The sequence below is a fragment of the Acinetobacter sp. YH12227 genome (genome assembly GCF_013417785.1).
Lineage (GTDB): Bacteria > Pseudomonadota > Gammaproteobacteria > Pseudomonadales > Moraxellaceae > Acinetobacter > Acinetobacter gandensis.
The window spans coordinates 1-22,943 of sequence record NZ_VPDH01000051.1 but is presented as its reverse complement, the minus strand read 5'-3'; the positions used below and the strand labels follow the sequence as shown (position 1 = coordinate 22,943).

At 43.2% G+C, this 22,943-nt stretch carries 20 protein-coding genes and 1 pseudogene; 12 read left to right on the top strand and 9 right to left on the bottom strand.

The genetic code is table 11. The annotated features are described in order from the left end of the window. Nucleotides 1–35 precede the first annotated feature (35 nt). The 6 genes from FTV09_RS11785 (at nt 36) to FTV09_RS11760 (ending at nt 4,093) form a co-directional block, all read left to right on the top strand. Nucleotides 36–395, top strand: a complete 360-nt coding sequence (locus tag FTV09_RS11785; protein WP_180008030.1) for an HIT family protein — start codon at nt 36–38, stop codon at nt 393–395. A gap of 136 nt (nt 396–531) precedes the next feature. Next, the gene (mutY, locus tag FTV09_RS11780) at nt 532–1,578 is read left to right on the top strand and encodes an A/G-specific adenine glycosylase (RefSeq protein ID WP_180058417.1); all 1,047 of its coding nucleotides are present in this window, start codon (nt 532–534) and stop codon (nt 1,576–1,578) included. 67 nt (nt 1,579–1,645) lie between these two features. Then, nucleotides 1,646–2,173 carry a M23 family metallopeptidase gene (locus FTV09_RS11775; RefSeq protein ID WP_288688097.1) on the top strand — a complete coding sequence of 176 codons (528 nt, stop codon included), beginning with the start codon at nt 1,646–1,648 and terminating at the stop codon, nt 2,171–2,173. 17 nt (nt 2,174–2,190) lie between these two features. Further along, nucleotides 2,191–2,436 carry a hypothetical protein gene (locus tag FTV09_RS11770; protein ID WP_180058416.1) on the top strand — a complete coding sequence of 82 codons (246 nt, stop codon included), beginning with the start codon at nt 2,191–2,193 and terminating at the stop codon, nt 2,434–2,436. Nucleotides 2,437–2,463: 27 nt separating this feature from the next. Continuing rightward, nucleotides 2,464–3,018, top strand: a complete 555-nt coding sequence (locus tag FTV09_RS11765) for a DNA-3-methyladenine glycosylase I (protein ID WP_180058415.1) — start codon at nt 2,464–2,466, stop codon at nt 3,016–3,018. A 49-nt stretch (nt 3,019–3,067) separates the two neighbouring features. Beyond that, nucleotides 3,068–4,093, top strand: a complete 1,026-nt coding sequence (locus FTV09_RS11760) for an NAD(P)-dependent alcohol dehydrogenase (RefSeq protein ID WP_180058414.1) — start codon at nt 3,068–3,070, stop codon at nt 4,091–4,093. Nucleotides 4,094–4,104: 11 nt separating this feature from the next. On the opposite strand, the gene FTV09_RS11755 is transcribed toward FTV09_RS11760, so the two are convergent. Then, on the bottom strand, nt 4,105–5,538 hold the full coding sequence (locus tag FTV09_RS11755; protein WP_180058413.1) for a PLP-dependent aminotransferase family protein: 1,434 nt from the start codon (nt 5,536–5,538) through the stop codon (nt 4,105–4,107). A 101-nt stretch (nt 5,539–5,639) separates the two neighbouring features. Here FTV09_RS11755 and FTV09_RS11750 point away from each other — a divergent pair, with 101 nt between their 5' ends. Further along, entirely contained in the window at nt 5,640–6,092 is a 453-nt protein-coding gene (locus FTV09_RS11750; RefSeq protein WP_257222887.1) for a hypothetical protein, read from the top strand. A gap of 3 nt (nt 6,093–6,095) precedes the next feature. Here FTV09_RS11750 and FTV09_RS11745 read toward each other — a convergent pair whose 3' ends face one another. Continuing rightward, nucleotides 6,096–6,737 carry an START domain-containing protein gene (locus FTV09_RS11745; RefSeq protein ID WP_180058412.1) on the bottom strand — a complete coding sequence of 214 codons (642 nt, stop codon included), beginning with the start codon at nt 6,735–6,737 and terminating at the stop codon, nt 6,096–6,098. 58 nt (nt 6,738–6,795) lie between these two features. After that, nucleotides 6,796–7,617, bottom strand: a complete 822-nt coding sequence (gene dapB, locus FTV09_RS11740) for a 4-hydroxy-tetrahydrodipicolinate reductase (RefSeq protein ID WP_180058411.1) — start codon at nt 7,615–7,617, stop codon at nt 6,796–6,798. A 219-nt stretch (nt 7,618–7,836) separates the two neighbouring features. Between dapB and FTV09_RS11735 the strand changes: the two genes are divergently transcribed. Beyond that, a complete protein-coding gene (locus FTV09_RS11735) occupies nt 7,837–9,480 on the top strand; it encodes a PglL family O-oligosaccharyltransferase (RefSeq protein ID WP_180058410.1) in 1,644 nt (547 codons plus the stop codon). An 85-nt stretch (nt 9,481–9,565) separates the two neighbouring features. On the opposite strand, the gene dnaJ is transcribed toward FTV09_RS11735, so the two are convergent. The 4 genes from dnaJ to FTV09_RS11715 form a co-directional block, all read right to left on the bottom strand. Further along, entirely contained in the window at nt 9,566–10,687 is a 1,122-nt protein-coding gene (gene dnaJ, locus FTV09_RS11730; RefSeq protein ID WP_180058409.1) for a molecular chaperone DnaJ, read from the bottom strand. A 107-nt stretch (nt 10,688–10,794) separates the two neighbouring features. Further along, nucleotides 10,795–11,172, bottom strand: coding sequence for a hypothetical protein (locus FTV09_RS11725; protein WP_180058408.1), 378 nt, complete (start codon nt 11,170–11,172; stop codon nt 10,795–10,797). Nucleotides 11,173–11,305: 133 nt separating this feature from the next. After that, nucleotides 11,306–14,443: an efflux RND transporter permease subunit gene (locus tag FTV09_RS11720; RefSeq protein ID WP_180058407.1), complete on the bottom strand. Its 3,138-nt coding sequence runs from the start codon at nt 14,441–14,443 to the stop codon at nt 11,306–11,308. Further along, complete coding sequence (locus FTV09_RS11715) at nt 14,440–15,549, bottom strand: efflux RND transporter periplasmic adaptor subunit (protein ID WP_180058406.1); 1,110 nt, start codon at nt 15,547–15,549, stop codon at nt 14,440–14,442. Before FTV09_RS11715 ends, FTV09_RS11720 begins: the two co-directional genes overlap by 4 nt. 151 nt (nt 15,550–15,700) lie before the next feature. Between FTV09_RS11715 and FTV09_RS11710 the strand changes: the two genes are divergently transcribed. The 4 genes from FTV09_RS11710 (at nt 15,701) to FTV09_RS11695 (ending at nt 21,787) form a co-directional block, all read left to right on the top strand. Then, nucleotides 15,701–16,324, top strand: a complete 624-nt coding sequence (locus FTV09_RS11710) for a TetR/AcrR family transcriptional regulator (RefSeq protein ID WP_150923049.1) — start codon at nt 15,701–15,703, stop codon at nt 16,322–16,324. Between the two features lie 152 nt (nt 16,325–16,476). After that, nucleotides 16,477–19,161: a phosphoenolpyruvate carboxylase gene (ppc, locus tag FTV09_RS11705; protein WP_180058405.1), complete on the top strand. Its 2,685-nt coding sequence runs from the start codon at nt 16,477–16,479 to the stop codon at nt 19,159–19,161. Between the two features lie 297 nt (nt 19,162–19,458). After that, nucleotides 19,459–20,763: a solute carrier family 23 protein gene (locus FTV09_RS11700; RefSeq protein WP_180058404.1), complete on the top strand. Its 1,305-nt coding sequence runs from the start codon at nt 19,459–19,461 to the stop codon at nt 20,761–20,763. A gap of 115 nt (nt 20,764–20,878) precedes the next feature. After that, nucleotides 20,879–21,787: a LysR family transcriptional regulator gene (locus tag FTV09_RS11695; RefSeq protein WP_180022976.1), complete on the top strand. Its 909-nt coding sequence runs from the start codon at nt 20,879–20,881 to the stop codon at nt 21,785–21,787. A gap of 3 nt (nt 21,788–21,790) precedes the next feature. Here FTV09_RS11695 and FTV09_RS11690 read toward each other — a convergent pair whose 3' ends face one another. Then, nucleotides 21,791–22,528, bottom strand: coding sequence for a sulfite exporter TauE/SafE family protein (locus tag FTV09_RS11690; protein ID WP_180035048.1), 738 nt, complete (start codon nt 22,526–22,528; stop codon nt 21,791–21,793). Nucleotides 22,529–22,685: 157 nt separating this feature from the next. After that, nucleotides 22,686–22,943, bottom strand: a pseudogene (locus FTV09_RS11685) (zinc ribbon domain-containing protein); the annotation flags it as partial.

Genomic DNA, 22,943 nt, shown 5'->3' with positions numbered 1-22,943 from the left:
AGTTTCAAATTCAAAAAATAAACGAGGAGATAAAGATGACAGAACTCAATTGCCCATATTGCAACTTCGACGAATATGACGTTCTTGCAAAAAATGATTTTGGTGTTGTGCTTCCTGAGCCTCATAGCTTGTCGAAGGGTCATAGTGTCATCGTTCCTTTTCGACATGTCAGTTCTTTTTTTGATGTGACCGACAAAGAACGTAAAAGTCTGATGTCGCTGCTTGAACAGGCACGTAATGAGCTGAATTTAAAATATCAACCTACAGGCTTTCATATCGGTTTCAATGATGGTCATGTTTTTGGTGAGGAAACAGCCCATGTGCATATTCACATCATTCCACGCTATGACAATCAAAAACTAGCACTTGACTCACGTTGGGGTTTTGAAAATTAAACCATAACCCACTTTTAAAAGGAGCTTCGGCTCCTTTTAAATGCTCTAAATCTTGTAGTCTAAGCAAGCTATGTACGCTAAAGCACCAACTCAAAGCATGTATACTATGCTCAGATTTTAGTTTCGATGTTGTTTCATGTTTAAATTTTCAGATGCCCTGCTTGAATGGTTTGATATCCATGGTCGCCATGATTTACCGTGGCAAGTTGCAGATGATCCGTACAAAGTGTGGGTATCGGAAATTATGTTGCAGCAAACCCAAGTCAAAACGGTTTTACAATATTTTGACCGTTTCATCACACGCTTTCCAACTGTAAACGACCTTGGTATGGCTTCTTGGGATGATGTCGCACCCTATTGGGCTGGACTTGGCTATTATGCACGTGCACGTAATTTACATAAAGCAGCAGGAATTGTTGCACGGCAGGGACATTTTCCAAAATCTTTAGCTGAATGGATAGAACTTCCTGGTATCGGGCCATCTACTGGTGGTGCCTTAATGTCACTGGGTTTACGCCAATATGGCGTGATTATGGATGGTAATGTGAAACGTGTACTGTCACGATTTTTTGCCATTGAAGATGACTTATCTAAACCGATGTATGAACGTGAAATGTGGAAATTAGCAGATGAGCTTTGCCCTGTTGAACGCAATCATGACTATACTCAAGCCATCATGGACTTGGGAGCTACCATCTGTACCCCCAAAAAACCACTATGCCTATATTGCCCAATGCAACAGCATTGCAAAGCACATCAACAAGGTATTGAAGCAGACCTTCCTTTTAAAAAACCGAAAAAAGCTGTTCCTGTTCGTTCAGCAAAAGTCTTATTAATCCAATCTCAAGATGAATGGTTTTGGCTACAACGTCCAGACAGTGGCTTATGGGGCGGTTTATGGTGTTTACCTATTTTTGATGAGCTTGCAGCCTTACAACAGCAAGCGCAAACTTTAGGCTTAACCGCGTTGCCACAACGGGTCGAGATTTCACATAGCTTTACCCATTTTACTTGGCAACTTGAAGCATTATGTTTCAAAGCAAGCGATGATCAAAAAGAACATATTTCAATTGAGCTACAAGGTCAGTGGTTAAGTCCAACTGCTGCAACACAGTTAGGAATACCCACTGCAATGAAAAAACTCATTTCTGCGCTAGAAAGCTCGGCCGTATCTGTGCCATAGTCAGACTCGACTTAAATAACGAATAGGGATATTTGTGATTCAAAAAGTGTCTGTTAGCCGCCTTGTCATTGGCACTGTAACCAGTTTGTTTTTAGCCCTACTTTCTGCCTGTACCTCAGCACCTAAAAAAGCACCCTCTTCAAGCCTTCCTGCTGCGGAAGTGAAAAAGTTGCAACAAATGCGCTTGGCTAATCAGCTTCCTGTACCCGTTCATCAAGTCAAACGTAGTCAACTTAAAGACACTTGGGGTGCAGCACGCAGTCAAGGTCGCAGCCATGAAGGCATTGATATTATAGTTCCACGTGGAACAAAAGTATTGAGTGCCACAGAAGGTTTAGTTGCCGACTTACGTAATAACAATTTGGGTGGTAAAGTGATATGGATTATGGGGCCTGCTGGTTCATGGCACTATTATGCGCACCTTGATGGCCACAAACGTGGTTTACAGGTCGGCGACTATGTCAAAAAAGGCGATGTGATTGGTTATGTGGGTAACACTGGAAACGCACGCCATACCGCACCGCATTTACATTATGGCATTTACTTAAATGGTAAGGGTCGAAATGCGGTAAACCCTTATCCATATTTACGTTAATTTTTTAGGAATCTTACATGTCAGAAGCGTTGATCAATCGTCTGGTGGAATTTGCAGAATCAGGCAATCAACAAAAAATTAGTCTTAATGGTCAGTCACATCAGGGCTGGATCATGGAGATTACTGAAGAAGCCCTGCTGATTAGCACAGGTTACGCAGACAAATCTGGCAAAGATGTATGGATTCAATTTGCAGATTTAGGACAAGCCATCCTGTCCTATTGGGATAATAAAAGTGATCAATGGACTGAGTTTAAAATTTAAGTTTCAGTTGTCACAGGAGCACTGGACATGACAAAACAACGCTGTGGTTGGTGCTCTGAAGACCCTTTATACATTCATTACCATGATCATGAATGGGGAATAGCCAATCATGATGAAACACACTTATTTGAAATGTTGTGTCTTGAAGGACAACAAGCTGGCCTATCTTGGATTACCGTACTCAAAAAACGTGACTGCTACCGTCAACATTTTTTTCAGCATGCTATAGCCGATATTGCTGTATTGACTGAAGTACAATTACAAGAAAAATTAAAAGATGCTGGACTCATTCGACATATCGGAAAATTAACTGCTATACGTGATAATGCCAAAGCTTGGCAAAGTATTAAAGAGCAAGGGATTGATCCGGTACAGTGGTTATGGTCATTTGTTAATAATACAGTTCAACATAATGATGTCGCAGATTATCGTGCTGCTCCCGCACAAACCGTGCAGAGTCAAAGCCTATCTAAAGCCTTAAAAAAACACGGCTTCAAATTTGTAGGCCCCACCACTTGCTATGCATTCATGCAAGCAATTGGTATGGTAAACGACCATGAAAATCATTGTGAATTTAAATAGTTAAACAAATAAATTTAGAGTATTTATAGATTAATAAGGACTAAGGACAATGAGTGACAATTTAATTCGTGCTTTTGCGGCAATGAATGCCGGCGAAACATTGGTTCCCTATCAATTTGATGCAGGCGAACTACAAGCCCATCAAGTTGAAGTCAAAGTTGAGTACTGTGGTTTATGTCATTCAGATGTTTCAATTATCCAAAATGACTGGAAATCCTCAGTCTATCCTGCAATCCCAGGCCACGAAATTATCGGAACGATTACACAACTTGGGAGTGAAGCCAAAGGCCTAAAACTGGGTCAACGTGTTGGCATTGGCTGGACAGCTGAAAGCTGTCAACACTGTGAACCATGCATATCAGGGCAGCAAGTACAATGTACGGGTGGGAAAACGGCAACCATCGTGGGACACGCAGGCGGTTTTGCAGATAAAGTCCGTGCAGGTTGGCAATGGGTGATTCCCCTCCCTGATGATTTAGATCCTGTGAGTGCAGGCCCGCTCCTATGCGGTGGCATTACCGTATTTGATCCAATTTTACAGCACCAAATTCAAGCCATTCATCACGTTGCAGTAATTGGGATTGGCGGCTTAGGTCATATGGCAATTAAGTTATTGAAAGCATGGGGCTGTGAAATTACCGCATTTACCTCAAGTCTTGATAAAACTGACGAACTCAAAACCATGGGTGCAGACCATGTGCTCAGTAGTCGTGACACGGCTGCACTTAAGGCACATCGTGGCACGTTTGATTTAATTTTAAGTACAGTAAATGTCACTTTAGACTGGCAAGCCTATCTATCTACACTCGCACCAAATGGCAGTGTGCATATGCTCGGACTTGCACTAGAGCCAATGCAGATTCCTGCGGGCATGTTGATTAGCGGTGCTAAATCAGTCACCGGTTCTTCAACTGGATCGCCTGCCGCACTGCGTCAACTTCTGAAATTTGCCGCACGTCAAAATATTGCGCCACAGATTGAACTGTTCCCTATGTCACGAGTGAATGAAGCCATTGAACGCTTACATTCAGGCCAAGTGCGTTATCGCGTTGTGCTTAAAGCTGATTTTGATTAACGCTATTCAAATCAAATTTTTAAAGTCTTTTTAACCCAATTGGCCAATAACTGGATCGCCTGTTGTATCTGTTCAGACAGTTCATGTCCTGCATTCAGGCGAATACAGTTACGGTAACGATCTGCACCACCAAACAACAGTCCCGGCACAATGTTAATACCGTGCTGCTGGGCAAAACAATACAGATCCCAACTGTCAATCTGCGCGGGTAATTGCAACCAGAGAGCATAACTTCCCTGTGGCTGATTTAAACGGATCTCCACACCTTCAAATGCATGGGCAATAAAATCACGATATTGCTGCACTTGCTCATGCAGTTTAGGTCTTAACGCCGTTAAATGCTGTCGATAAGCGCGACTGTAAATTAAATCGGCCAAACCCAATTGCAGCGGTGTATTCACTAAAACATTTTGAATCAGTAGCCGCGCATGTAAATGTTTAAGCCGCGTCGGTAGGCAAAACCAGCCCACCCGATAAGAAGGTGACAACGATTTCGAGACAGAACCACAATACACCACATATCCGTGTTGATCCCAATATTGAATGGGTAAAGGGCGCTGCTGCGCATGACTGCACTCGGCATAAATATCATCCTCAATCACTGGGCATTGATACTGCGCCGCCAATTGTGCAATTTTTTCTTTCTCTTGATTACTTAAACAAAAACCCAAAGGATTTTGAAAATTTGCTGTCAATAAGCATGCTTTTGCATGGGGTTGTTGCATGGCTTGGTCTAAACGTTCTAAATCAAAACCATTACTATCTGCAGGTATTTCAATGATTTTACGTTCTAATAAAGCGAGCAATTGCAACTGACCATTATAATTCGGTGTCGGCACAATAATGCTGTCACCAGGTTCAGTTATAGTTTGAATAATCGTCGAAAGTGCGGGCATGCAGCCATTACTGATATAGATTTGTTCAGCTGCAATATGAAAACCGTCTTCAGCCCAATGCGCTGATAATGCTTCACGCAGTATTGGATGTCCTTGTCGATCACTATAAAGAAAATCTTCGGGCTTACAATGTTTGAGCGCACGCTGCACAGAACGACGCAAGGCTTCAGTAGGAATCAAATTTGGTGAGAGCTGAATGGAACCAAGATGAATCAATTGATTATTGATAGCATCTTCTTGAATCTGAATTTGTAATTCTAAATGCGACACATCACGCGATGCAGGTTGAAAATCTGGATGCTCTGGTAATGCTAAGTGATCATACGGGTTAGCGAGCTGCTGCCATTTTACAAAATAGCCTGCCTTATTTTGCGCATAAATCAGACCTTGTGCCTCGAGCAACTCATAACAATTTTTTGCGGTATTCAAACTAATACCTTGCTTTTGAGCAAATTGACGAAGCGAATTGAGGCGCTGCCCTGCGATAAGTTCACCGCTATATATTTTATGCGCCATGCTTGCCGCTAAGCTTTGATATTGAAATGCCACCTGTACCCTATTTTTAATATTTTCTGTATCTGTACCCATAAAAATAACAGATTTAAGCTGTGTTTATTCAGTTAAAAATCAAAAAATACAGAGGAGGATGTATGGCTTTCAAACTTACAAAATTTACTTTGGGCAGCGTTATCATCACTACATTTTTATTGAGTGCCTGTCAGCAAGATGCGCAAACTGTGGCAGAACAGCAGCAAAATTTCGTTTGTAATGCATTGATTGAAGGCTTTCTCAATGCCCAAAAGCTGAATGAATATAAATTAAGACAGATCCAGCCCTTAGCAGCTGGTAATTTACAGCAAAAAATCTATGTCTATTCAGCTCAACACAGTAACAACTTAAATTTGACGCCCCAACAAGCGAAGTTACGCTTTGCCTGTCAACAGACCTCGTCACGCCAAATTCAAATTAAGTTGCATGATCCACAAAAAGCTGACAACCAGTTAGAAACACTGCTAAGTATTGAACTACCAGAACCTCAACAGCTTAAACAGCTAACTGCTTTTTCATTGGCTGAAACATCACGACCGAATTTGCAAAGATAGCTTTTATTTTAAAACGTCATGAAGTGCTATTGGTTTATAAGTTGCCAGTTGCACTTTCATTTTTTGCAGCATTTGATAGGGCTGTTGCTGTACGAACATATTCACAAAGCTGAGTGGAATCGACCCTTCAGGATTCGCATATCCTGAAGTCGATACTTTCACTTTTTGATTACTTAAACGTTGGAAGGTCCAATCACCTTCATATTCAGTTAAACGTACATAATTGGGATTAAGTGGATAGCCTTTTTTAAGGCCTTTGTTATGAATACTGATATTGCCCTGTGCATCTTTGCGTATTTTACCCTGCACAACTAAGTCACGGTCTTTTAACGGAAAAGGAAAATCCAAAACCATGTAAAGCGTAAATTCACCTTTTTTGTCATCTCGGGACAGTACTTTTACACTACCCATATAAGGTACCCATTTCACTGCATTTTCCACATCTAAAACCAAACTGACCGCATTTTCCATCGGCACATCAAAACTGGTTTCAGCTTTGTATTGAATGACTGGGTTTTGTTCATTTTGATAAGTCCAAACTTTAATATTGTTTTTATGAATACTCAGTTTAGCATTGTCCATTGGTTTCGCTTGTACTGCCGCAGTCACTGCGACAGTACAAAGCATACATATGACTTTTTTCATTCCATTGATCGTCTTATTTTAATTTTATTTTGTTGTTATAACGGAATTTAACGGAGGTTTATACCTCAATATCGTTAAAGCCCAATACATCTTTCATGTCATATTTACGTGCATCACGACCCACAACCCATGCTGCGGCACGAACAGCACCGGCTGCAAAGTTCATACGATTGGTCGCTTTATGGGTAATTTCCACACGCTCACCATCAGCAATAAACATCGCAGTATGTTCACCGACAATGTCACCACCACGAATCGTTTGGAAACCAATAGTTTGACGTTCACGTGGACCAGTATGACCTTCGCGGCAATACACGGCATCTTGTTTTAAGTCACGCCCTAAAGTATCGGCAATGGCTTCGCCCCACATTAACGCTGTACCTGATGGAGCATCGACTTTATGACGATGATGGGCTTCAATCACTTCAATATCCACGGTATCGCCAAACACTTTTGATGCAAGTTCAAGTAGTTTAATCGAAACGTTTACACCGACCGAATAGTTCGCTGCATAGACTACTGGGGTTTCTGTTGCTGTTTGATCTAGATAAGCTTTTTGCTCATCATTCATACCCGTCGTACCAATCACAATTGCAACACCCGCTTCACGGCATAATTTTAAATGCTGTGCTGTTGCAACAGGTGCAGTAAAGTCGATGACCACATCACAGTCTTTCAGTACATCAGCCAAGTTACCGACAACCTTCACACCCACTGCACCAATGCCAGCAAGCTCACCAGCATCTGCACCAATTAAGCTGCTTTCAGGACGTTCTACTGCAGCAGCCAATTGATAGCCCGCTTGTTGAACTGCTTGAATTAAGATGCGTCCCATACGACCGCCTGCACCTAATACACCAATGCGTGGAGAAGCTGACATAACATTTTCCTAATGTTGATTCAAAATTGGTCTTACTATAGCAAAACTCCATACACAGGCTAAGTTAGAATTCATAAAAAGTTCAAATTTCCTGATGCTTTTACAGTCAATACTATGCGCACTGTATGTCCATCGCTTTTCTGTCTGTTTGACGCTTACATCACCAAGCTCGCTCAATTTCACGGTATGATAGGCGCGTTCTTTTTATCCTGAATTTTCATGAAAACCCTACTGTATCTTTGTGCTGCTATATGTATTGCATTGGCATGGCTAATTCCGATTCATTACCGTCCTTGGGCAACCTACACGGGTGAGCTTTATACCTTTTTTGCACTGTTTGCTTTAGCTGCTACCTTCTTCAAACAAAAGCTAGATGTCGCAAAAATTTCCTTACCCTTGTTGGTTTTAGCTGCCGTTCCGTTGATGCAGCTGATGTTAGGGCAAATCTACTATTTCAGCATTGCACTCCTGTGTATGTTGTTTGTATTCAGCTTTTGGCTGTGCGTTAATTTGGGCTTTAGCTTGTCTCGAACTACAGTAGATCGTGAGAAAACATTCCTTTATTTAAGTTATACCTTTGTGGCTACTGGTGTTCTGACCGGACTGATAGCGATTTGTCAGTGGTTAGACTTCGATTCGTTCTTACCATTTGTCATGAAAATCAGTGGTACAACTCGTCCTTTTGCCAATTTTGCTCAACCTAATAATATGGCGACCTTCTTGCTGATGGCATTATTGGCTTGCTTATATCTATATGAGCAAGGCAAAGTGAAGACTCGTTACTTGGTAGCTGCTGCCATACCTATTTTAATTGGTATTGCCTTAAGCCAATCACGTACCTCTTGGGTCGCAAGCCTCTGTATTTTACTTTACTTGGCTTATGCACAATATCGCGATTTTATTCGCTTACGTTGGTTTTATAGCTTGGCGTGGTTTATTGGCTTTATCGCGCTGATTGTATTGATGCCGAAGCTGAGCCAAATGATAATCCAACTATCCGACATGAATATTCAGGAAAGTCGTGATATTGCACAGCGTGCTGGTGGAGATATGTCGCGGTTGGCAATTTGGACACAAATGGCCCATGCTGTTGCTGCACAGCCTTGGTTTGGTTATGGTTGGCATCAAACCAGTACGGCGTTTGTTGCCATTTCAGATACTGTACCAGGCCCGGTTTGGGTGCGTAGTGCGCACAATTTCATCTTAGACTTTTTATTGTGGAATGGCGCGATTATTGGTATTCCATTTTTGGCTTATTTTGCTTATTGGGGCATCCAACTCCAGAAAATGGCAAAGTCTGCCTTGTCGGTCATTGGGCTACTCATGGTCGGCGTATTTGTCATTCATGCCATGTTGGAATTTCCGCAAAACTACGCTTACTTCCTGTTACCGATCGGTTTTATTATCGGGATTTTGCAAGCTGGTAAGCTGAACACTTCAGCTTTTCAATTATCACCGTGGTTCATACGTATCGTGTTTATGGTGGGTGCCATTTTAATCACTGTGATTTACCGTGACTATGCCAATGCAGCGATCCAGTTAGGACAAGCCTCTAAATATGAAAAGAGCCCTGAAAAGATCACCAATCATGAGCCAATTTATTTACTGACTGAATTTAAACATCGTGTTGCGATCATTCGCTTAAATCCATATCAAAAAGTTTCGGCACAAACCCTACAAGAAACAGATAAATTGGTGCGTAGTTATCCAGCCAAATACCACATCATTAAATATGCACGTTTATTGGCTTTTAATGGCTATGAAGCTGAAGCTCGCCATCAGCTACAACGTTTAAAAACTATTTATAAAATCGATATGCCTTACGAAGATTTACTTCCACCTATAACCGCTACTCACCAATAATTTGATCAATAAAAAAGCCTGCTTTTCAGCAGGCTTTTTTATTTGAATCAGGACAGTTTTTACATACTGTCCATTTCATTTCAACTTAGTCAAACAAACGGTCGAAGAATGATTTTTTCTTCGGTGATGATTTGTTGTCATCGCCATCCATTGTATCTTGCAGTTCTTTTAACAACTCACGTTGACGTGCAGTTAAATTCACTGGTGTTTCGACCACAATACGGCACAGTAAATCACCCGTCATGCTGGTACGTACAGGCTTCACACCTTTACCACGTAAGCGGAATAATTTACCCGTTTGTGTACCCTCAGGCACTTTCAAACTTACACGACCTTCCAAAGTTGGAATTTCAATTTCTTTACCTAAAGCGGCATCTGCAATTGAAACCGGTACATCCATATACAGATCTGCACCATCACGTTGGAAAATTTCGTGCTCACGAACAACCACTTCTACATATAAGTCGCCAGATTGGCCATCACGAATGGCTTCACCTTTTCCACTTAAACGTACGCGGTCGCCATTATCAACACCCGCAGGAATTGTGACTTCTAGAGTTTGCTGACGATCGGCAACACCTGAACCATGACACTTGTTACAAGGGTTCTTAATGATTTGGCCTTGACCACGACAGGTACTACAGGTTTGCTGTACAGAGAAGAAACCTTGTTGCATGCGAACTTGACCCGCACCATGACAAGTTTTACAGGTTTCAACGTCTTTCGGATTTTTTGAACCCTTTCCATCACATGCGTCACACGGTGCTGGAGCAGTAAAGGTAATGGTTTTTTTAACGCCTTTTACCGCTTCTTCAAGGGTCAATTCCATGACGTATCGAAGGTCTGAACCACGACGTGCACGTTGTTGACCGCGGCCACCACCGCCACCAAATGCGCCACCGAAAATGTCACCAAATTGGCTGTAAATGTCTTCTGCGCTAAAGCCACCGCCGAAGCCACCTGCACCACCGCCCATACCACCTTCAAACGCTTGATGCCCCATACGGTCATACATACTGCGCTTTTCGCTGTCCGATAAAACTTCATAAGCTTCTGCAGCTTCTTTGAATTTTTCTTCAGCTTCTGGGTTGTCTGGGTTACGGTCAGGGTGATACTTCATCGCCAACTTACGGTAGGCTTTTTTAATTTCATCATCACCTGCGGTTTTAGATACGCCTAAAACCTCATAATAATCACGTTTAGCCATGTCTGGCGATGCTCCTCACGGAATTCAATTTAATACTTAACTGTGGTCTGAAATTGGGGGATCAAACCATTTTTTCAAGGGGAATGTGGGAAAAAAATTTAAACGGCTTAAAATACCGCTTTGTTTTTAACGAATTTTGAAAGACCTTGGATCCAAGCATTGAGCAAATATAGAAATGCGATGCCTGAAAAAACCACGCCAATAACTGTACATGCGGTTACCCATAGGTAAGTATCCCAATAGTAGAAAAATAAAGGAATAAACCAAAGTGCTGCAAACACAGCCATACAGGTATAAATGACTACCGTACGCATCACCCAGAGTGCTTGGGCTTGCAACCAAACTTCAGCAGAATCAATTTGAGTGACTTTACGTGCAAGAAAGTAGGCAAAAACACCACTAATCAGTGTGAAAAGGGCAAAAAACATGAAGACATAAGAAATCGCAACATAATGGCGATACTTGGCTAGATTGTCTGCTGTCATCTGTTCTTCAACCCCATAAACCACAATATACCGAACTGCATTTGTGGCTTTTTTACTTTTTAAAAATGTCTTTGTAGATCAGGCGCTACTATAGAGAAAAATTCCATATTTCGCACCCAATATTATGACAGTTTTAAGGATTCTGCTGAGTTTTTTTCACTTTAAACCACTGCGCATACAATGCTGGTAAAAAGAAGAGCGTCAACAGCGTCGCCACGATCAAACCGCCCATAATGGCAACTGCCATCGGCCCGAAGAAAATACTACGAGAAAGTGGAATCATTGCCAGTACCGCAGCCAAAGCGGTCAACACAATTGGACGACAACGGCGCACTGTGGCATTAATAATGGCATCCCATGCAGACTCCCCCGACTGAATATCTTGCTCAATCTGATCAATTAAAATCAGTGAATTTCGCATGATCATACCTGACAGCGCGATTGTGCCCAGCATCGCCACAAAACCAAAAGGTTTATTAAACAATAATAGGAACAGCACTACACCAATAATACCCAGTGGCGCTGTTAAAAACACAATCACTGCGCGTGAAATGCTACGCAGCTGAATCATTAATAAAGTCATGACCACTGCAAGGAAGAGTGGCATGCCCGCATTCACTGAGTTTTGACCTCGCGCCGATTCTTCAACTGTACCGCCTACTTCAAGTAAATAACCATTTGGCATCTCAGCACGTAACTGATCAAATGGCTCTTTTAACTCACCAACGACTGTAGCAGGCTGTAATTTACTGCGAATATCCCCACGCACCGTAATGGTTGGCAAACGGTTACGATGCCATATCAAGCCTTCTTCAAAGCGATATTCAATTTTTGCAATTTGAGCCAATGGGACTGAACTGCCATTGCTGGTCGGTACTGCCAAACTACTGAGTGAACCAACATCCAATCGCTCTGCCTGATCGCCACGCATACGTATTTCAATCAATTCACGCTTTTCACGATATTGGTTAATCACTGCGCCACTGATCGAACTGTTAAGAAAATTCGCCAAATCTAAACTCGACACACCCATTTGCCGTGCACGGTCTTGGTCAATATCCAACTGAATGACTTTACTCGGCTCACCCCAATCTAAATGCACATTGGTGGTGTTTGGGTTTTCACTGACTGTTGCAGAAACACGTTGCGCCCATTCACGTACTAAAGTCAGATCCTCCCCTGAGACACGGAACTGCAATGGATAACCCACAGGTGGACCATTTTCCAATAACGACACACGAGTGCGCACTTCAGGCAGTAATTTACGAATTTCTTCTGCCAATGACTCACGGATTTCATTGCGATCATCCAAAGAGGAAGCCAACACCACAAACTGTGCAAAACTTGCTTGGGGCAATTGCTGATCTAAAGGTAAATAAAAACGCGGCGACCCCGTTCCGACATAAGCAACAAAGTTATCAATCCCCTGTTTTTTCGAGAGGAACGCTTCGACTTTTTTCACTGCGGCTTCAGTGGCTTTCAGCGAAGCACCTTCTTCCAGTTTTAAATCCACCAAAATTTCAGCGCGATTCGACGGTGGAAAAAACTGCTGTGGCACAGTTTTAAACATCAAAATGGATAACACAAAAATGCCGACCGTCGCAGCAATGACAGTTTTACGATAAGTCACGCAGGTATTGACCCAACCGCGAAAGCGTTGGTAAAACTGAGTTTGATAAGGATCGTGCTGTTCGCCCGCATGATGCACTGTTGGCTGAGGTTCTGGTTGCTTACGCAAACGTGCCCACAAACGCTGATACCACGGTGCTTTTTGAATTAGATCTTTATTGAAATCAGGCAATAATTTATCACCCAAATATGGTACAAACAGCACCGCTGCAAACCACGATACAATGAGCGCAATAGTCACTACTTGGAAAATTGAACGGGTGTATTCACCGGTGCTTGATGCCGCTGTCGCAATGGGTAAAAAACCTGCTGCGGTGATTAAGGTTCCGGTCAACATTGGAAAAGCCGTAGTCCTCCATGCATGACCAGCGGCTTGCAGTCGGGTATAGCCCTGCTCCATCTTAATCGCCATCATCTCGATCGCAATAATGGCGTCATCCACTAAAAGTCCCAGCGCTAAAATCAGTGCGCCTAAGGAAATTTTGTGCAGCCCAACATCAAACATTTGCATGCCGGCAAAGGTCATTGCCAGTACCAAAGGAATGGAAAATGCGACCACCAGTCCGGTACGAAAACCCAATGAGAAAAAGCTGACCAACAAAACAATAATGACCGCTTCAGCCAAGACTTTCATAAACTCATTGACACTGCGTTTCACTGCCACTGGTTGATCAGAAACTTTTTTCAGCTCCATACCCAAAGGCAAAGTTTTTTGCAGGCGAGCAAACTCGGTTTCAAGATTTTTGCCCAGAGACAGAATGTCACCACCCTTTCGCATCGACACGGCAATACCTAAACCATTTTCACCCATAAAACGCATACGCGGTTGCGGTGGATCACTAAAACCGCGATAGACATCTGCTACATCACCCAGTTGAATGGTTCGACCATTCACCAACAGTGGCATCTGACGCAGTTCATCAATATTTTGTAAATTGCCACTGACCCGAACTTGAATACGGTCGGAGTTGGTTTCAAAGAATCCAGCACTGGCTACGGTATTTTGTTGCTGCAAGGCTTGTTGAATGGCAGTTATCGGCACACCCATCTGCGTTGCTTTGGTGTTGGAAATTTCAATCCAAATTTTTTGGTCTTGCAGCCCGATTAAATCCACTTTGGCTACATCTTTGACCCGTTGCAATTGCAGTTGTAAGCGGTCGGCATATTCCTTCATGGTGGCATAGTCGAAGTCTTTGCCGGTCAAGACATAAATATTGCCAAAGGTATCGCCAAACTCATCATTAAAAAATGGTCCCTGCACGCCAGAAGGCAATTGATGTTTAATGTCGTTGACCTTTTTACGTACCGTATACCAAACATCCGGAACTTGCTGTGAACGTAGGCTGTCTTTAGCGACAAATGTCACCATCGACTCACCCGGCCGTGAATAGGCCATAATCCGTTCATATTGCCCGGTGGTCATCAGTTCCTTTTCAATGCGATCCGTTACCTGCATTGAAACTTCTTTGGCTGTTGCTCCAGGCCAATAAGTTTGGATGACCATGACTTTAAAAGTAAATGGTGGGTCTTCACTCTGCGACAATTTGGAATACGACACGATGCCAATAATGCCCAGTAAAATCATAAAATAGAGGATTAAGCCTTTATTTTTCAGTGCCCACTCTGACAGGTTAAAATTCATGATTTCGCGCCTCCAGAAATTTGGACAGCACGATTTTCACGGTCAACCGGATTAATTTTTTGTTTTTCACGCAGTAGATGCACACCGCCGACCACCACATAATCATTTGGATTGAGACCACTCAATACGGGTACGGTTTCACGGCCATATTCACCCAAAGTCACCGGAACTTTACGCACAGTATGATCGGCATTCACCACCATCACATAGGCCTGCTGACCACTGGCAGACACACTCGAAAGCGGAACTTGAATGACGTTGTGCTGTGCTTTATTTAAAAAGACTCTAGCACTTTGCCCCAATTGGATCGCGCTATTGCCCTCACGCAGTGCAACTTTCACGCTATAGGTACGCGACTGATCTGCGGCAGGGCTAATTTCACGTACATACGCAGCAAATCTTTCCTGTGGTTTAGACCATAAAGTGACCCAGGCATCCTGCCCGGCTTTAATATCGGTTACAGCTTGTTCCGGCACCCCAATCACCACCTCACGTTCACCGGCAATCGCCAACTGATAGGCGGGCTGACCGGCTGAAATCACTTGGCCAATTTCAATATTACGCTCAGTAATCACACCATTTTTATTGGCGATTAATTGGTTATAACCGGTTTGATTACGACTGACATCATAGTTAGATTGTGCTTGTTTTAAATTGGACTGCGCAGCTTTGTACTGATTTTCGACTGCATCATACTGTGAGCGACTCACGGCATTGACTGGTAGCAATTGCTTGAAGCGCTTTAATTCATCTTCAGCAATTTGCGCTGCGGAACGTGCGCTTTCAAGCTGTGCTTGCGCAGCATTGAGTTGTAATTGTGCATCTTTGACATCCAGTTTTGCCAAGACCTGCCCTACTCGGACTTGATCACCAACTTCAACATAACGTTCGGTAATTTGTCCGCTGACACGAAAAGCCAATGCCGTTTGCTGACGGGCTTGCACATCACCTGCATAACTTTTTTGTTCAAAATGGCTTGCACTCGGCTGAGTCACCATCACAAATGGAACTTCCTGTTCAGTTTGGGCTTTATCCTTGCTGCATCCCCATAAGGTCACACTGCAAACGATGATCATGCTGACAACTGTGGTCTTAATCGTACTCATGAAGTTCGCTCTTAATAAAAAGTATTTTTTAGGGCAGAATATTATTCAATTAGATTGATTATTTTTTAATTAATAAACCATACGGTACATTAATTAGATTATTTGTCCGAAATCAATGACCTTTTCGCCTTTTTTGGAATTTTTTCAGCAAATGAACGTCGGCCGCCCGAAAGACTTAGAAAAACGACAACGCATTTTAGAGTCGGCAAAGCAGCTATTTTTAGAAATGGGCTATCACGGCTCCAGTATGAATCAAATTGCGCAAAATGCTGGCGTGACCAAACTCACGGTGTATAACCACTTTCAAGACAAAGCGACTTTATTTACCTGCGCCATTGAAGACACATGCGAGCACATCTTAAGTACCCGTCCACGTGAACTAACAGCTGACAGCAATTTTATTGTGGTGTTAAACGAAGTCTGCGAACTCGCCCTGAACATCGTCAATTTGCCAGAAGCCATTAAGCTCGATTTGTTGCTTTTAGAATTAGCTGCTGAACATAGCCCTTTGGTCGAGCAATTTTATCGTGCTTCACATTTGAAAATGCGACAGGTTTGGGAAAATTTCTTTCAAGATGCAGCGGCTTTAAATTTCATTCAGCAGGATCATCCTGCCCGACAAACTGAACTGATTGTGTCGCTACTGATGGGACTACGCCATCAAGAAGTCTTATTGGGCATGCGCCCAGTACCTGAAGCAGCAGAGCGGCAGGCCATTATTCACTCTGCCATCGACATCTTTATGCTGAAATATCAACTCGGCACGCAAAACTAAGCATTTTCTGAAATATTTCAACGCTAAACTGAAACAAATGGCATAGCTATTGCTCATTTACCTAGAAAAGTCATCCGACTTTTGTCTGTACCCCCTTTTGCCACGGCACTTTCGGGGTATAGTCGAGACAGGAATACGCGGAGAAATAACAAATGATTCAACAAATTGATGCTCCATTACGTGAAGACGTGCGCTTACTGGGCAATTTATTGGGTGAAACCCTAAAGCAGCATGCAGGACAAGATTTGTTTAATCAGGTAGAGCAAATTCGTGCTTTGTCTAAAGGCGCGCGCGATGGACAAGTTGAAGCCGAAAAACAGTTAGAACAATTATTTTTAAATTTAAAAGATGAAGAAATTCTGCCACTGACCCGTGCATTTACGCACTTTCTCAACTTTGCCAATATTGCCGAACAATACAATGTGGTGCGCAGCCGTCGCCAAAGTGAGTTTGATGAGCAAGCGCCCTCACCGAATCCACTGGATCATTTATTTGAAAAATTTAAAAGCAATAACATCAGCGCAGAACAACTGTTCCAACAAATTTGTGAATTAAAAATTGAATTGGTACTGACTGCACATCCAACCGAAGTTAGCCGCCGTACCTTGATCCAAAAATATGATGGGATTAATGATTGCCTGTTTAAAATGGATCAACAAAAACTTACGCCACGCGAACGCAAAGCCGTACTGGATGATTTAAAACAACTGATTTGCTCGGCATGGCAAACGGATGAAATTCGTCAACATCGCCCGACGCCTGTCGACGAAGCCAAATGGGGCTTCACGACCATTGAACAGACCCTGTGGAATGCTGTACCCAAATTCATGCGTGAATTGGATGGCATGGTTCAAGATCATTGTGGCAAGACCTTGCCTTTAAATGTTGCCCCTGTGCGCTTTGCATCATGGATGGGAGGTGACCGTGATGGCAACCCAAACGTCACCCATAACATTACTCAAGAAGTGCTGTGGCTTTCACGTTGGAAAGCTGCCGACCTGTATTTACGCGATATCGAAGACCTGCGCTGGGAACTTTCGATTCAAGAATGCAGCAAAGAGCTTAGTGATGCCTTGGGTCATTTCCACCCTGAACCGTATCGTGAATATCTACGTGATGCACGTGAACGCCTCAAAGCCACTCGTCACTGGTTGGCACTGAAACTCCGTGGCGAAGATGCGGACGATAGCCAAGTCATTAAAAGCCGCCATGAGTTGCTTGATCCACTGTTGGTTTGCTATCGCTCTCTGATTGACAGCGGTTTACCTGAAATTGCCAATGGTCAGTTACTCGACTTTATTCATCGAGTGAATTGTTTCGGTATCGAATTACTCAAATTAGATATTCGTCAGGAATCCACACGTCATCGCCAAGCCATTTCTGCCATTACCGAATATTTAGGTTTAGGCAATTTTGAAACATGGACGGAGCAAGCCCGTCAAAACTTCTTGATTCAGGAACTCCAAAGCAAACGTCCACTGTTACCGAAGTTTTTAAATGAGCCAAAACAAAGCCTGATTGAACATCCAGATGTACAAGAAGTCTTTGCGACCATGCGCACTTTGGCAGAACAGCCACCTGAAAGTTTAGGGGCTTATATTATTTCCATGGCAGAACATCCGAGTGATGTCTTGGCCGTATTGTTACTGCAAAAAGAAGCCGGCATCAAACAAGCGCTACGCGTCGTTCCACTGTTTGAAACCTTAAAAGATTTGGATGGTGCAGCCCGTACCATGAATACCCTATTTAATATGCATTGGTATAAGCAGCATATTCAGGGTAAACACGAAGTGATGATTGGCTATTCAGACTCAGCCAAGGATGCGGGCTTTATGTCGGCAAACTGGGCGCAGTATCGTGCGCAGGAAGAATTAACCGCGGTTGCGAAAAAACATGATGTACAACTGACATTATTCCATGGCCGTGGCGGTTCAATCAGCCGTGGTGGAGCGCCGACACAGCAAGCCCTATTTTCACAGCCGCCGGGTTCAATTTCAGGTGCGATCCGTGTCACTGAACAAGGGGAAATGATTCGCTTCAAGTTTGGATTAGAAGGCATTGCCTTACAAAACCTGGAAATTTACACCGCAGCGACCTTAGAAGCGACCTTATTACCACCGCCTGAACCGAAACAGGAATGGCGCAAGCTCATGCACAGCATGACGGATCTGTCGGTACAGGTGTATCGTCAAACCGTGCGTGAAAATCCGCATTTTGTAAAATACCTACGGACTGTAACGCCAGAACTGGAACTACAAATGTTACCGCTCGGCTCACGCCCAGCCAAACGTAAAGTCAGCGGTGGCATTGAGTCATTACGTGCGATTCCTTGGGTGTTCGCATGGACGCAAATCCGTTTGATGCTTCCTGCTTGGCTCGGTACTGGTGCTGCGATTAATCAAGTGATTGATCAAGGTCAAAAGCAGACACTCGAAGAAATGTTAGAGCAATGGCCGTATTTCCAAACCCTGATTGATATGTTGGAAATGGTCTTGTCCAAAGCCGATGGTCATGTGGCGCTGTATTATGAGTCTCATCTGACTGATGACGCAGACCTCAAACAGTTGGGCGAAGAGTTACGTCAGCGTTTACGTGATGCGGTACAAACGCTATTAGCACTCAAAGGTGAATCGAAATTACTCAGCAGTAACGATGTGCTCGACCAATCCATGAAGGTGCGTAAGCCTTATTTATTGCCGCTACATTTACTACAAGCCGAGCTAATGAAACGCCGCCGTGCATACCTTGCCGAGCGTCAAGCTGAAAATACCCCAGTCGACCATGCGTTGATGGTCAGCATCGCGGGTATTGCGGCAGGTTTGCGTAACACAGGCTAAATCTTCCAAGTTTTCAAAAAGCACACAGAACTGTGTGCTTTTTTTTCGATCAGTCATATTAGTTTTAATTCATTTTGGAATATATAAAATAAGAAAAATTTATGAAGTATTGACTCTTATCCTATTTGATTAATTGCATGATTTAATGCCATTTTTACACCCTTAAAACTTTTACCATTTGGTAAATTTACATGTAAAGTCATGTAATTAATTTGAACAAAATATTTTTAAAAGAGATTAAATCTTCTAAAAAACAAGAGTATGATGTGCACAATTTATCTATTGAGTGCTCATTTTATGTCCAATTGGTTTCCCAAATGGCGCCCGTACGAAGGCAATATTGATGCACGTCCTGTAGGTACAAATGAGTACCTACCTCCGGTGCAAAGTGTTGTATTGGGGATACAACATGCTTTTGCAATGTTTGGTGCAACTGTCCTTGCGCCATTTTTGATGGGCTTTGATGCCAACCTTGCGATTTTAATGTCGGGGATCTGTACCATCCTATTCTTCTTTATGACAGGTGGTCGTGTACCAAGTTATTTAGGTTCTAGTTTTGCCTTTATTGGTGTGGTGATCGCGGCAACCGGTTATGCAGCATCAGGTACTGGCGCGCCAAATGCCAATATCGCGATGGCAGCAGGCGGGATCATGGCCTGCGGTATCTTATATGCCATTTTTGGTTTTATCGTGATGGCAACGGGTACACGTTGGATTGAAAAACTCATGCCGCCTGTCGTTACAGGTGCAGTGGTGATGATCATTGGTCTCAACCTTGCCCCAGTGACCATTAAAGGGGTTGCCGGTAATAACTTTAATATGTGGATGGCTTTAGTAACTGTACTATGTATGGGTTCAATTGCTGTATTCACGAAGGGCTTATTACAACGCTTATTGCTATTGGTCGGTCTATTACTGGCATATTTGGTGTATTACATCATTTCCAATGTCATGGGTCATGGCACGCCAATCAATTTCTTGCCAGTGCAACAAGCCGCTTGGTTTGGTGTTCCTCAATTCCATTCGCCTGTTTTTGATTTCAATGCCATGCTGATCATTGCACCGATTGCTTTGATTTTGGTTGCAGAAAACCTTGGGCATATCAAAGCTGTGGGCGCGATGACAGGTGAAAACCTCGATCCGCACATTGGTAAAGCCTTCGTTGCAGATGGTGTTGCGACTACACTTTCAGGCGGTGTCGGCGGTCCGGGTATGACCACTTATGGCGAAAATATTGGTGTGATGGCAGTAACGCGTGTTTACTCGACCATCGTGTTTGTATTTGCAGGTGTATTCGCCATCTTCCTTGGTCTTTCTCCAAAGTTTGGTGCGATTATTCATACCATTCCGCAAGCCATTTTGACAGGTGCATCGATTGTTGTATTTGGTCTAATTACCATTGCAGGTGCGAAAATTTGGATTGAAAACAAAGTCGATTTCTCAAAAAACAAAAACCTGATGGTGGCAGCAGTCACGATTATTTTAGGTACAGGTGACTTTGCACTTCAATTCGGTAACTTCAACCTAGGCGGTATTGGTACTGCAACATTTGCAGCGCTGATTTTGAACTGGTTCTTTAGCTTGGGCGATAAATCAGAATAAGCCCCCAAGGCATTAAAAAAAGAATACAACATTCAATTGAAAAGCGGCCGAAAGGTCGCTTTTTTTTATAGCTACTCTTTCGGTAAGATAAGGCATTAGCCAAGGAATACACCGTATGCGACTGGATTTGTTCGACCTTCAATTGGTACTGCACATTGTAGACGGCGGTAGTCTGACCAAAGGCGCTGCTCGTTCTGCCATCTCGCTACAAGCAGCCAGTGAACGGATTAAAAAACTCGAACAGCATTACCGCACCGCCCTGTTCACTCGCCAAGCCAAAGGGGTCAAACTGACCCTTGCCGGTCAAACCTTGGTTGAACATGCACAGCGCGTCTTAGGTGAGGGGCAACAATTAGAACACGCTATGCGACCCTTTGCCCATGGGCTGAGTTCCAATATGACCTTATGGTGTAATTCATCTGCACAAAGTGAATATTTACCGGTCTTGCTACCACGTTATTTACTGGAAAATCCCAACACACAAATTGAGCTGCATGAAGCCGAGTCTAAAGACATCATTGCAGCGATAGAGCAAGGTAATGCACAACTGGGGCTAATTTCAGGTTTCTTTAAATCTGAACAACTACAAACACTTGAGTTTGCAGATGATCCGTTGGTGCTGATCTGCCCTATAACCCATGAATTGGCCACCACACCTAGCGTCAAACCCGCAGAGATTTTAAATTATCCCTTTGTCGGTTTGATGCAATATCATTCCTTGCAACAATCGATCGAGGCACAAGCCAAATTATTCGGCTGTGAAATTCAGTATCGGCTACGTTTGCCGAACTTTGCCGCGATCGCCCAAGTGGTGGCGAATGGTGTGGGCATTGCCATCATGCCAAAACGTGCGGCCGAACGATTAATCAGTTTGTATGCCTTTGCCCAAGTTGAGCTCAGCGGTGAATGGGCCAATCGAAAACTGCTCCTCACCGCACGTAATTTTGATGATTTACCCTTAAATTATCAGCATTTTAGTCAGTTTCTACTGTCAGAAAAATCTACTTTAGATGGCCAAGTCTAGGCTTTAAATCACGCCAAACTGGTGCAGCATCATATAGCCACCGAGGGCAATCAACCCGATAAAAAACACCTTACGGAATTTTTGTTCTGGAATGCGGTAACGGATTTTTTTCCCTGCCCACATACCAATGAGCGCTGGAATTAGTGCCATGGCTGACATCGCATAATCAATCGGAAGATCTTCCACTGGATTTTGCTGTAAGAACACTGCCAAACAAATAGTTGATGTGGTAAAGGCCAAACCGAGTGACTGAACGAGATCATCGCGTTTGAGCTGCAAACCTTGCAAATATGGCACCACAGGGATTACCACGACACCTGTTGCAACAGTCAGCGCTCCACCGAGATAACCGATCATTGGAGATAGCCATTTTTCATGTGGTGCAAAGTTCGGTAAGCTTTTCGCACAAAGCCCATACAGTCCGTATAGTGCCAACATGCCCCCCAGTAAAGCTTCACTTTTAAATTCACCATGTCCTAAAGTTGGAAAAATACTCCAAATTGAACCGACGATAATCCCAAGTAACAAGGGCCAAAAGCGTTGAATTAGTCGCAGCACCTGCCCTTCGGCAAATAGTTGCCAAAAGTTGGTGACCATAGATGGAATGATCAATAACGTGGCTGCCTGAAATGGACTGATCACCATGGTAAGTAAGCCCATCGATACCGCAGGCAGGCCTAACCCAATCGTGCCTTTAATTAGACCTGCGATTGCAAAAACTGTGATGACGAACCAAATCATGGCGAAACTCGCTGAAGAATTGGCTCTATGCTAAGCAATTCAGACGCTTTGAAAAATCAGTGTTTTTGGAATAGAGCCTCAATAAAAAGTTGAGGCTGTGCTTAAAATCAACTATAGACAAGGTAGTTGGATTCATTGACATCCTCACCCCCTTAAAAAGGGTGATTCCTACAGCTAGACGCTTATGCCCAAGCGCAAGAATGTTTAGAGCTGATTATATCTCGATCATGAGCTGTACCACAGCTCATGCACTCCCATTCTCTTATTCCAAGATCTGTCCTACCTTGTACTACTTGAGGTGATCTCACCGCAGCACGAACAGATTTGGGTGGTATAGGCTTCTTGGACTTCTTCAAACAATACGCCTGCGTTTTCGCATTTATACTTGAGCATTGTTTTTAGTGCAGAAAATCCT